Here is a 12,657-nt window from a genome sequence, read left to right as displayed (position 1 = left end):
CTTGGAAGATCGTAGTCTCTCAGAGACCTTCATACTCTCAAAGACCTACATGATCGAGAAGTAGTTTTCTACTGCTTGATCAATGGCGCTTTTGGTGATCTCGTGTGGGAGGTTGTGGAGAGTACAGCGATTCTCGACTTGTCGCAGTAAATCACGTGGATGACAGAACCGGAAGGGGCGATTGGCTCCGACATAGTGATGCTGGATAAGGTAATCTACGGTCTCATGTGAGCATTCGAACCGGGCTTTCTTGGCCATCTTGATGAAGAGATTCCGGAACTCGACTTCCGATGCATCTTTGACTTCAATCTTGTAGGGAATCCGGCGCAAAAATGCGTCGTCGACAAGATCTCGTGGTTCCAGGTTACTGGAAAAAATGATCAACTGGTCAAACGGGACCTGAATTGTTCGACCACTTTCCATATGGAGGAAGTCGATCCGTTGCTCAAGAGGAACAATCCATCTGTTGAGCAGTTCGTCTGTACTCATTCTTTGACGGCCGAAATCGTCGATCAGAAGCGTTCCACAGTTTGATTTCAATTGTAATGGAGCCTCACCAACACCCGTCTTGCGAATATAGGTGATCTCCAGATCTTCCATCGTCAATTCTCCACCAGAGACGATGGTCGGCCTCTCGATTTGGACCCAACGACCGTCGACTTCCTGATCGTGGTCGGAATCGCCTTCGATGGGACGATGGCGGTTGGGATCAAATAATCGAATGATTTCACCCGAGGCAACAATGGAGCGTGGAATCCAGATCGTATCACCGAAGGATTTGGTCACACGTTCCGCCATGCTCGTTTTACCGTTTCCTGGAGCACCGTAAAGAAACATTCCACGGCCAGAATGGATCGCTTGTCCGATGTTCGAAATCATACGGTCGCTGATATCGAGATCGGAAAAGGCCCTGCGGATGGCTTTCAGAGAAGGTTTGCGGCCTGCCAGAGTCTGCGCGTTGACACTCGCAATGTATTGATCAAGTGGAACCGGTGCGGTTCCAAAATAAGTTGACTGAACTGACAGTGTGCGTGCGCGATCACGTCCTAGTTCGGTCAATTCATAGAGATAGTCACCGCCAGCGATGGAGTTCTTGTAGGCGGCAAGGCGTTCAATTTTGAGTTGACGTAAAATTCCTTCTACGAGTGGGAACTTCAGTCCGACCTGTAAGGCCGTTTTATACCCAGTTTCTACGCCACGATTATAAAGAAACTTCAGGATCAAATTCATCACTTCACTGAGACTCAGCCCAGCATCGTTCAATGATTCGGGGCTCAAAGGCATGAACACCCCGTTGTTCATATTCAAACGCCGGATTGAAGTTTCTCCGGTCAGTTTGGCAACTGCGTCCGAGACTTTAGGAAGTCGACGAGCTTCTTCGATCTTCTCTGCGTGAGTTTTCTCCGTCGCCTCTGCTTCCTTGGATTCTTCATTCGGAGCAGGGGATTCTTCAGGATTCTCTTCAGGTTTCTCATTCGAGGTCGAGGGAGTTTCTTGGGGCTCCTCCGAAGTCATCGGTGGCGCTGATTTCGGCTCAACTTCCAAATCTTCCTCATTCCCTAGACTCATGAGAAGATTGTCGATATCGGTCAATGTCCCAGGTTGCATCCGCGTCCTCGCTTACAGCTGGCCAAAATGAATATGTCTCTCCCTGTAGTTTGGGATGTGTTGAGCAGCCGAGCGAAATCCTCTGACGATGGATGAAGAATGGTTCGAGGAAATCGGAATTTATGACAGTTCGTAACGGTTGTAGGGGTTTTTCGAGAGCTGAAATTCTCGCGAGTCTGCGGAATCGTGAGTGAAAAATTCTCCTGGTTCTCACTCATCCAGTAAAAATCACTTTCATGGCTACGCCGTGTTTCACGACGAGACAGTTTCGCGAACCCGATTTCGAAAGATGTTGGATGGCAAATCCAAGTTGTTCAATCCGTCAAACTTCGTGATATTTTGATCCAGCAAATCAGAGGAAAAGGATCTCTGGTCCCTGTGTTCAGTTTTCAGAACCAGTTCTCAACATACTTGTGTTTGTGTCGAGCCTCGTTCAGAAGAGGAAATACTGTACACCACGAGGGAGAAAACGATATCATTTCCAAAGATGCTCCAGAGGAACGTGAGAAGCAGTTTATGCATAACGACAACGAGTCTGACAGCCAGATCCATTCCAGGATTCATCATCTGATCAATTCTGCCCGCGCTGGAGATATGGTAGCCCGAGATGAGTTGCTCGAATCCTGTCGAAATTATGTCAGTGTCATAGCTCGCACGAATGTGGAAACATGGATGCGGGCTAAGGTCGATGCGTCTGATCTCGTTCAGCAAACGATGCTGGAAGCATACGAAGGTTTTCAGAATTTTGATGGCGTTTCTGAAGCGGAATGGCTCGGTTGGCTGCGACAGATTCTTGCTCACAATACGCAGGACTTTATTCGCAGGTTTCGTACTGAAAAACGAAACGTAAAAAAAGAAATTCGTTTGAATCCACAGCTCCCGAATGAATCCGCAGCCGGAATCGACCTTTCTGCACACTTGCAAACTCCGTCGCAATTGATGATTCAAAACGAGCGAGAATTTGAACTCGCCAATGCAATTGCGGAACTCACCGCGGACTATCAAGAAGTCATTCAGTTACGAAATCTGCAACGACTCCCGTTTGATGAGGTGGCTGAACGGATGGGGCGTTCACGGGGGGCGGTTCAAATGCTATGGGGGCGAGCACTGAAGCGATTACAAGAAATCCTTTCTCAAAATCACGACGTTTCTGAATCTGAATGAAGCATAGAATGTCTGCCAGTCAAGAAGAAAAAAATGGGTCCGGCGACGAGCTTATTGATTATGATAATGAGGTGCTGGAGTTTCTTGATCAACACTGTTTCGCAATGCAGGCTGGCAAGTCTCTTGAAATTCCAGAACATCTTCTGGCGAGACATCCAGAACTCTCCGAGATGCTGGATTGTATGAATCGGCTGGATTCGTTTGCTGTGGCTCCGGTGACTGATCAGAAGGAGACGCTGCTTGGAGATTCACCCGCTTTTTCTTCATCGATGATGCAGCAACTGCCTCGGAATTTCGGCTCGTTTTGTCTTGAAGAAGAAATCGGCCGTGGCGGAATGGGGATCATCTACAAAGCTCGTCACATTACGCTTCAAAGTCACTTTGCACTCAAGATGATTCGGACTTGTGAATTTGCGACGGATGAAGAAGTGCGTCGGTTTTATCAGGAAGCGCGAGCAGCTTCACGATTGCGGCATCCGAACATCGTCAGTGTCCACGATGCCGGAGAGCAAGACGGGTATCCTTTTCTCGTCATGACCTACATCGAGGGGCAAACGCTCGCAGAACACTTGAAAGACCAGAAGCTAGAAATTTCTCAAGCGATTGATTACGTCATTCAAGTTGCAAATGCCGTCGATTATCTGCACAGGCAAGACATCATTCATCGTGATCTCAAGCCGTCAAACATTTTGCTTGACCAACAGCACAATGCTTTTGTGACCGACTTTGGCCTTGCGAAAGTTTTTGAAGCGGACAGTGAAAGGACCATCTCTGGAACCATACTGGGGACGCCAGCTTATATGGCTCCTGAGCAGGCGTGGGGAAAGATCAATAAAATTACCACTCAATGCGACATCTATAGCTTAGGGGCGATTCTTTATGAGCTATTAACAAGTCGTCCTCCATTTGTGGAAGAAAGTCCACTCGACCAGATTTTGCGACTGCGAGATTCTGAACCGCCGGCACCGGGGAAGATCAATCCGAGTGTTCCGAAGCCGTTGGAACAAATTTGCCTGCGATGTTTAGAAAAGAAGCCGGAGCATCGCTACAAGTCTGCGGGTGAACTCGCCAATGATTTGCAACACTTTCAGGAAGGAGAACCGATTGCTCTGAATTCGGTCGGTTGGTGGACAAAACTCCGACGCTGGGCGAGACGAGAACCGGCACTCGTTGTTCACTTAGCGGCGTTTCTGATTGTTGCGTTGATCTTGCAAATCGTTGACTGGCGGACACCCGGGCATCGCCAGTCTTATTTACCTGTCATCTCGATTCTCGTCGCCTGGACTGTGATCTCGGTCGTGTTTCAGAAATTAATGACGCGCGGTGTCCCATTCATTCGGAGAACCTGGATCGCAGCGGACGCTGCTTTGTTTACCGCGGCAGTTGCCAATGCAGAGGGGCCAGTTGAATCGCTGGTCACAGGGTATGCACTTCTGATTGTGACCAGCAGCATGTGGTACAAACCTCGGTTGGTTGCGGTGACGACGATCGCTTCTGTCATTTCGTACCTGTTTCTGGTCGCTTACCGAGGTGATCCCGAAACGCCCGGGCATTTTCCATATCTGGTGATCGGAATCTTGCTTGTCATTGGTGGCATTGTCATTTCGCTCGTCCGTCGAATCTTGAAGCTGGTGACGATACGGTCCCGGTTGTAGCGGCCCCGGTTGTCGCTCATTGAGTCAACGTGTTAGCGATTCTTTCGACAGGGTTTCTCAGCAAGATTGTCGAATCTTTGTTGAATTGCTGGTATCTGGTCGCTGAACTCTTCACTATTGGTCTTTTGATTTACACCATTAAGCTTTTCTTTTCAGGATTGCCTTATCATGTCGTTCACTTTGAGGTCTCTTTCCGTTGGGCTGATCTGCCTGTTGCCTGCGTTAGCTTGGGGCCAAGTCGGCAGTACAAAGCATGTTGAGGGGCTGCGAACTTCTCCTTCCCATGTTTATGCAATCACCGGGCTGCGGATTGTTCAGGAATCGGGACAAGTGGTCGAGAAGGGAACGCTGGTTGTCCGTGATCAGAAAATTAGCCTGGTCGGTGCGGATGTGGAAATCCCCGCCGATGCCGAAGTTATCGACGGAACTGGAAAGATTGCGTATCCCGGGTTCATTGATTCCTTCGGTGAGATCGCTCTGGATGCTGCCAGCAAACGACCTGCGACAGCTTATTGGAATTCACGAATTCGGTCTGATTTTCATGTCAGCTCAGCAATCAAAAAATCGCATCTTGGAGCGTCCAGTTTGCGTCAGCAAGGTTTCGTCGCGCGTTTGGTCGCTCCTGAAGTTGGAGTTCTTCGAGGCCAGAGCGCTCTTTACTCACTTGGCGAAGGTGAACCGCATCAGCTTCTTTTGAAAGATCGGGTTGCCCTGAATGGTGAGTTGACGATTCCTCGTCGAAGCGGAGATCGATCGAACTATCCGAACTCTCCCATGGGAGCGGTCGCGTTGGCACGGCAGTCGTTTTATGACGCCCTCTGGTATCGCGATGCACACAAAGCTGTTGAACAAGATCCTTCTTTGCCTCTCCCCGAAATGAACTCAACACTTCAGGCAATGCAATTGTTCGCTAGCGGAGAATTGCCAGTCATGTTGGAAACGAGTAATGAACTTTTCGCGTTGCGCGCGAACGACTTTGCTCGGGAGTTCAAACTGAATTTAATAATTGTCGGAAGTGGAAACGAGTATCGAAGACTTCAGGATATCAAAGATACGGGGCGGACATTCATCGTTCCGGTCGCCTTCCCCAAAGCCCCGAATGTTGCCAGTCCCGAAGCTGCGAACTCAGCAACTTTGGAATCTCTGATGCACTGGGACCATGCACCGGGAAATCTGGCTCAGTTGCACAAAAGCGGTTTGGAAATTTTACTCACCACGCATCGTTTGGAGAGCCAAAAAGACTTCCTCAAGAATCTGCGAATTGCAGTAAAGCGAGGTTTTCCAGCCACTGCGGCACTGAACTCTTTAACGATTATCCCCGCAAAACGATTTCAGGTGAGTGACCAACTCGGCACTCTTGAACAGGGGAAACTCGCCAGCTTCGTGTTGACCGATGGTGACCTCTTTGACGATGAAACCAAAATTGTTGAAACCTGGGTTCAGGGGCATCGAGTTCAACATGATGAAGATGACAAGATCGATTTACAGGGAGACTGGAAACTCGCCCTGACCAACGGACCGAAAGAGGATGCAGTCTCCTTGTTGATGAATATTAAAGGCGAAGAGTCACTCAAGGCGAAGGTTCGTCCTGATCAAACCTTGCCTAAGTTTGAAGATTCCGTCGAAGTGAAGAAGTTGTCTCAGGAGGATGGTCGCCTGATTGGACAATTTTTAGGGGATAGCTTCGACTCTCGAGGGATGGTGACATTCTCGATTGTGCTGGAGAAGGAATCCCAAGAATGGTTGGGAACTCTGAGTTGGCCGAACGGAAAACATTCTTCAGTGCTGATGACGCTGAATCAACCAGCTGAAGCTCCACCCGAGGAGAAATCAGAGGTCGAGACAGAAATTCTCGAGAACGAAGACCTGACCGAAAAAGAAAAAGAAGAGAAGCTGGAAAAGAAGAACGCCCTCGCTGCCAGAAGTTCACAGGCAAGCTTTCCAGTGAACTACCCACTCGGTGCGTTTGGTCGAAAAGAGCAACCGCAAACCGCAAAACTCGTCGCCTTCCAAGGTGCAACGATCTGGACAAGTGGCCCAGCTGGAAACATCAAAAATGGAACCGTGCTGGTGAAAGACGGAGTGATTGTCGAAGTCGGGATGAACCTCAAAATTCCTGAAAATGCGGTCGTCATCGACGCGACAGGAAAACACATTTCTCCCGGACTCATCGATTGTCACTCACACATCGCTTCCGATGGCGGCATCAACGAGAGCGCTCAAGCTGTCACTGCGGAAGTTCGCATCGCTGATTTCCTCGACTGTGATGATATCGATATCTACTGGCAATTAGCCGGCGGGTTGACGACAGCGAACATTCTGCATGGTTCTGCAAATCCAATCGGAGGACAGAATCAAGTGATCAAGATGCGATGGGGATCGAACTACGAAGGATTGCGTTTTCCTGAAGCTCCAGCAGGAGTGAAGTTTGCACTCGGTGAGAATGTCAAGCAGAGCAACTGGGGTGACAAGTACACAAGTCGGTATCCTCAAACACGCATGGGCGTTCAACAGATTATGCGTGACGAACTTCAAGAAGCGAAGGAGTACGCAATTCGGAAGAAAGAGTACGCCGACACTCATCAGGGACTCCCCCCACGAACGGATCTCGAACTGGAAGCGATCGCTGAGATTCTTAGCGGTGAGCGATGGGTTCACTGTCACAGCTATCGACAAGACGAAATCCTCACGCTAATTCGCACGCTTGACGAATTTGAAATCACGATTGGTTCTTTTCAACATATTCTGGAAGGCTACAAGGTCGCCGATGCCATGGCGAAGCACGGAGCAACTGGCTCGTCCTTTTCAGACTGGTGGGCTTACAAAGTCGAAGTTCAAGATGCGATTCCCTACAACGGTGCCATGATGCACGAGCAGGGAATCGTCGTTTCGTTCAATTCTGACGACGGAGAACTCGGAAGGCGCATGAATCAGGAAGCTGCCAAAGCGGTCAAGTATGGAAATGTTCCGCCTCAGGAAGCTCTGAAATTTGTCACTCTCAACCCTGCCATTCAGCTCCGCATCGATAAGTATGTTGGCTCGCTCGAAGCTGGAAAGCATGCGGATCTCGTCATCTGGTCGGGGCCACCACTGTCGAACTTCAGTCGCTGCGAACAAACCTGGATCGACGGCAAGAAATACTTTGATGTCGAGGAAGAACTTGCTGAACGAGACGAGATAGCAAAAATGCGGAACACGTTGATCCAGAAGATCCTTGATACCCGCGCCCCCATGATGAAACTGGGAGAGAAGAACCACGATCCAAGCTCCGAATGGCCTCGACATGATGAATTCTGCGAGAGTCACGGACACGATCATCATGATCATTCGCATTAAGCACTTTTCCGGAAGCTGCTGATAAGAGAAATCTTCTCATTGTTCGAGAGAGCAAATTCCGGGTTCAGGAGCAGGTCGAATTACACTCAGCGAGACTCATTGATTTTTGATATTCATTCACCTCATCGTTCTGTGGTCATCATGTTTCAACATTTATTCTTCTCAGCATTTGTTCTGGCACTTTCATTTCACTGGACGATCTCCTGTTCAGCGATTGCATCGGATCAAATCCCCGGAAAATTACCGAAGACTCCCGTTGCGCTTGTCGGAGGAACCATTTATCCAGTCAGTTCCGCTCCCATCAAGAACGGGACGATCATCTTCGATCAGGGGAAGATCAGAGATGTTGGAGTCGACATTGAAATTCCGGAAGGAGTGCAGGTCGTAAAGGCGAATAAAATGCACATCTATCCAGGTCTCTTCGAACCTTATTCTCAAATCGGGTTGGTCGAAATTAATGCTGTTCGAGCATCAAACGATCACCGCGAATCAGGCGAATTCAACCCGAATGTTCTCGCGCAGGTCAGCTTCAATCCTGACAGCGAGTTGATTCCGGTGACACGCAGCAACGGAGTGCTCTTGAGCATGAGTGTCCCGACCGGTGGCCTCATTTCCGGACAAGCAGCAGTTATGCAGCTTGATGGCTGGACATTCGAAGAGATGACAGTCAGCCCGCGAGCCGCCATGATCGTTTCGCTTCCTAACGAAAAAGAAGCGAAAGAGCTTCGCGAATTTCTTGAAGTGGCGCGCCGGTATCAGTTGGCCGTCGAATCAAAAACCAAACTTCGCCATGACCTCCGTCTCGAAGCAATGCTCCCGGTGCTCTCAGGTCAGCAACCCATCATTGTCCGAGCAAATAAATGGCAAGACATCAATCGAGCCGTTGCCTTCTCGAAGAATGAAAATCTCAAGCTGATCCTTTTCGGAGGATACGACGCCCCGAAATGTGCGGAGCTACTTAAAAAACATGACATCCCTGTCATCCTTTCTGCGATCCATCGTAAACCCTTATATCGCCACGACGCTTACGATGCTGCGTTCACACTGCCAAAGCAGCTTCAAGACTTGGGCATCCGTTTCTGTATTTCTGGTTATGATCGCTCAAGCAGCTACAACGTTCGAAATCTGCCATATCATGCTGCAACGGCCGTCGCGTTTGGTCTTTCACAAGAAAATGCATTAAAAGCAATCACACTCAGCCCAGCTGAGATCCTCGGAGTGGATGATCGGGTCGGGAGCCTCTCGGTCGGGAAAGATGCGACACTCTTTGTGAGTACCGGAAACCCGCTGGAAACATCGAGTCAGGTGAAGCAAGCATGGATAGGTGGACGTCCCGTTGATCTGGGCGACAAACAGAAAACACTTCATCAAAAATATCGGAAGAAATATGAAGAGCAGTAACTGGCGCGGGCAAGGTGTTTTGCCGAATTGGGATATAGGAAAACCGTCGATTTCTCTAAGGTAGTCAACAAGTGAATCCCCTGTTTCCGCTTCTCTCCATGAGAGTTTCCAATCATGCCATCGGAATCTCCGAACGAAGAGCTTCTTGAACTTGTTGCGAAAGCACAGGCCGGGGATGAATCTGCGCTTGGGGAACTGCTGGACACTTACAGAGATCAACTGCGAACACTGGCAGAACGAGAACTCGATTATCAGATGACAGCCAGAGTCGATGCGTCTGATGTTGTTCAGCAAACATTTTTATCGGCTTGTAAAAAAGTCAACGATTTCCAAGGAAAAAGTGAGCAAGAGTTTGTCGCGTGGATCTATCAGATTCACCGACACAATATTCAGGATTTATTACGAAGACATCTTGGGGCAGAGAAACGTAATCTCCGGGAAGAACGAAGCAGCGATTTCAAAGAGATTCCGTCAAACCGTGAGCAGTCCTCTCCCAGCCAGCAAGTCATCAAGCTCGAACAATCGCAATCCCTCGCAGATCTGATTCACCAGCTTCCCACTGACCAGAAAGCGGCGGTTCAAATGCGACATCTGGAAGGCAAGACGCTTGAGGAAATCGCTGCGAAACTCGGGCGCACTTCTCAAGCAGTGGCGTCACTTCTCAAACGCGGTCTTGAAAATCTACGGAAGCTGTCAACTCCCGAATAACGCATCTTCGTGCTTTTCGGGCCCGTGAAAGTCAGTTTCTTGGCTTCGCAATCTTCTCGCCACGAGGCAGATCCCAATCAGCCACTCGAAAAGTGTCGTAGCCATTCGAGGTTGAGGCCCGATTCCCACTCCGGGAAATCAACTTCATTGCACTTCATCGTACTTTGTTGCCCTCGATCTCCCCGTCAGGGCTTGCAAATTGGTGAATCGACAGCTCAGATTCATTCCGAGCTGAAAGAAATGTATCGCAGTGAGAAATCCCGAAAATTCTGATGGCTGCAACGTTGTTTTTAAGTGACTTCTCGCGAACAATGTGCTTTCGCGACTCGATGAAAAAAGAACTGAACTGTATGCGTTGATGTGAGTTCTGAGTCCCTCTCGGGAAAGTGCTGCGGTAACCTCTGCGTTGAAGGTGTTCCTCAGTGTTTGGGAGGTTTTTCAGGGACTCGGATCAGTTTTTTCGCAATCAGTTCTCTCACAGTGTGGGATTTTCTCGCAAAGTGAAATTTCCTCACTGAGTGAATCTTCTGGATTGGTTCAAAACTGCTCGCCGGGGCTGGCAGCAAGTAACCCTGTAGCTGAAATTGTATTGTGACGAACATGGACTACTATCAAGTTTTAGGCATTTCCCGCGGGGCATCCAAAGAAGAGATCCGTAAAGCGTTCAAGAAAATTGCAAGGGAAAACCACCCTGATGCAAAGCCTGATGATGCTGTCGCCTCTGAAAAGTTCAAACAGGCTGCCGAGGCATATGATGTCCTGGGAGATGAAGAGAAACGGAAGAAGTACGACCAATACGGCGAAAACTGGAAGCATGTTCCGGAGGGGGGAGGCGGCTACGGCGGAGGAAGTCCTTTTCGTAGTGGTGGCCCCGTCGATGTCGATTTGCGAGACATCTTTGGTGGAGACGGAGCCGTCGACTTACAGGATCTCTTCGGGGGGATGTTTGGCGGCGGGGGCGGCGGGGGCGGCGGACGCCGTCGTCCTCAACCCCAGCGTGGGCAGGATCTGAAAACCTCGATTCTCGTACCGTTTGAGCTGGCTGCTCGCGGTGGAAATTATGATATTACACTTTCTCGCGAAGGGACTGCTGAACGAATTTCGATCAAAATTCCTGCTGGAATTGAATCGGGAAAGTCGATCCGACTCGCCGGGCAGGGTGGGGCTGGGCTACAAGGAGGCTCACCGGGAGATGTTCTGGTCACCGTCAATGTGGCGAGCCATCCTTACTTTCGACGTGAGGGGGACGATCTTCTCCTCGAAGTTCCCGTGTCCGTTTCGGAGGCGATCCTCGGCGCGAAAATCGATGTCCCTACGCTAGATGAAGGGTTGGTGACGCTGACCCTCCCACCGGGAACGTCATCCGGTGCGAAGCTAAGGTTAAAGGGGAAAGGTTTTAAGAATCTCAAGACCAAAGCAGTCGGAGATGAATTCGTCATCATAAAAATTCAAGTTCCTAAAGAGATCGATGAGCAATCGAAGGAACTGCTGGAACAGTTCACAAACTTGAATCCTCTCTCTCCCCGATATGGAATGTGGTAAATTTTCGGTTCACTCAAGTATTCTGGCCTGAGTGTTCAGACGATAGTTTTTTCGCAGCTGGTCGATTTCCTTCCAGCCGTGAAAAACATGCTTTTCACGTTTTCCGGTGAAACGGTTTGGCGTGGATGAAATTTCAATCGTGATGGACTGACTGTCGACCTGTTTTCTCAACAGTGCGTTTGCTAACGCCACTCGGTATCGAGCTTGCGGGTAGATAGGGCAGTCCCGTGTTTGGAACGACCAGCGATCCAGCACAATGGGAACACGGACGTCTAAAGGGGCAGGTCTGCCGCACAAACTTTGAAGGGAAGGCGAGAGAGAAGCAACGATCGACTCGTCAACAAGCACTTCGACTCGCTCGGGGCGAGCGGAATAAACGGCCCAGGCAGGCCAATGGTCGTACCATCCCCAGTTTTCAAGCGAGGGCAGAATTGCAAAAAGTCCTGTGACTCCGATGGCAATCCAGCTTGAGGCTTTTCGTGGTGAGGGATCTGACTCGGCGGCTTCGCTTGGTTTCCGGAAGAGGATGAAGTTCTGAAAGAGGAAATAAACATTCCAGATGAGAACTCCGTTCTCGTGGTTCAATCCCCATGGTCCCAGTGCGACTAGAATCATTAGGTGCATGAGTGTCGCGCCCACTAATCCGATGCCACGGGTTCTTTGTGGTACGAGCAAGCAAGCGACGAGGAGTTCGCCGACTGGAAATGAAGCTGCCAAAGCCCGTTTTGTTTGTCTCGACCACATTTCATTGTCGACACCGAATGGTTTCAACAATCCATCCAATAACAGTTGCCCCTGTCCATCCAGAAACGCGAGATCGATTTTAGAAATCGCTGAGTAAGCATAAAGAATGATCACAAGGGCACGACAACAACTCAGACCATCTCGACGAGGTGCGAGCGACAAGACGATTGAGAAAAGTAATAGCTGCAACGTCCAGGGTTGGAGTCGATGTTGATCGAGAAGAACTAATCCTGTGAACGAAACAAAATAAACCACGCGAATGACTCGACGAGTCAGTGATTCACTTGCTGAGAAGATCAGCAGAATTGCCGCCAGGACCAAGGCTGCCAGAAAGCCTCTCTCAATCGTTTGTGGAAACTGGCAGAGGAATTCGAACCACGGAATTTGAGGAGATGCAGTCGAATTCAATTGCATCCATAATGAATGAGTGACAAGCAGGAGCAGGAGCGTGAAAAAAAACATCACGCGGTCCATTGACGCAATTTTGTGTGATATCCCG

At 49.5% G+C, this 12,657-nt stretch carries 8 protein-coding genes; 6 read left to right on the top strand and 2 right to left on the bottom strand.

The window, feature by feature from the left end:
* Positions 1–45: 45 nt before the first annotated feature.
* Positions 46–1,608, bottom strand: a complete 1,563-nt coding sequence (locus Mal48_RS10435; RefSeq protein ID WP_197442235.1) for an ATP-binding protein — start codon at positions 1,606–1,608, stop codon at positions 46–48.
* Positions 1,609–2,124: 516 nt separating this feature from the next.
* Between Mal48_RS10435 and Mal48_RS10430 the strand changes: the two genes are divergently transcribed.
* From Mal48_RS10430 to Mal48_RS10405, 6 genes are all read left to right on the top strand, one after another.
* Complete coding sequence (locus Mal48_RS10430) at positions 2,125–2,772, top strand: RNA polymerase sigma factor (protein ID WP_145198698.1); 648 nt, start codon at positions 2,125–2,127, stop codon at positions 2,770–2,772.
* A gap of 8 nt (positions 2,773–2,780) precedes the next feature.
* Positions 2,781–4,427: a serine/threonine protein kinase gene (locus Mal48_RS10425; protein WP_197442234.1), complete on the top strand. Its 1,647-nt coding sequence runs from the start codon at positions 2,781–2,783 to the stop codon at positions 4,425–4,427.
* A 168-nt stretch (positions 4,428–4,595) separates the two neighbouring features.
* Complete coding sequence (locus Mal48_RS10420; RefSeq protein WP_145198695.1) at positions 4,596–7,763, top strand: amidohydrolase family protein; 3,168 nt, start codon at positions 4,596–4,598, stop codon at positions 7,761–7,763.
* Positions 7,764–7,904: 141 nt separating this feature from the next.
* On the top strand, positions 7,905–9,164 hold the full coding sequence (locus Mal48_RS10415) for an amidohydrolase family protein (RefSeq protein ID WP_145198692.1): 1,260 nt from the start codon (positions 7,905–7,907) through the stop codon (positions 9,162–9,164).
* A gap of 114 nt (positions 9,165–9,278) precedes the next feature.
* Positions 9,279–9,872 (top strand): sigma-70 family RNA polymerase sigma factor, encoded by a 594-nt coding sequence (locus Mal48_RS10410; protein WP_145198690.1) that lies wholly within the window; start codon positions 9,279–9,281, stop codon positions 9,870–9,872.
* A gap of 600 nt (positions 9,873–10,472) precedes the next feature.
* Positions 10,473–11,414 carry a DnaJ C-terminal domain-containing protein gene (locus tag Mal48_RS10405; RefSeq protein ID WP_231739981.1) on the top strand — a complete coding sequence of 314 codons (942 nt, stop codon included), beginning with the start codon at positions 10,473–10,475 and terminating at the stop codon, positions 11,412–11,414.
* A gap of 9 nt (positions 11,415–11,423) precedes the next feature.
* Here the strand turns inward: Mal48_RS10405 and Mal48_RS10400 are convergent, their stop codons facing one another.
* Positions 11,424–12,620 (bottom strand): MauE/DoxX family redox-associated membrane protein, encoded by a 1,197-nt coding sequence (locus Mal48_RS10400; protein WP_145198686.1) that lies wholly within the window; start codon positions 12,618–12,620, stop codon positions 11,424–11,426.
* Between the last annotated feature and the right edge of the window lie 37 nt (positions 12,621–12,657).

Origin of the sequence: Thalassoglobus polymorphus (genome assembly GCF_007744255.1) — a bacterium.
Taxonomy (GTDB): Bacteria; Planctomycetota; Planctomycetia; order Planctomycetales; family Planctomycetaceae; genus Thalassoglobus; species Thalassoglobus polymorphus.
The sequence above is the reverse complement of the archived record's forward strand: the minus strand, read 5'-3'. Positions and strand labels throughout refer to the sequence as shown.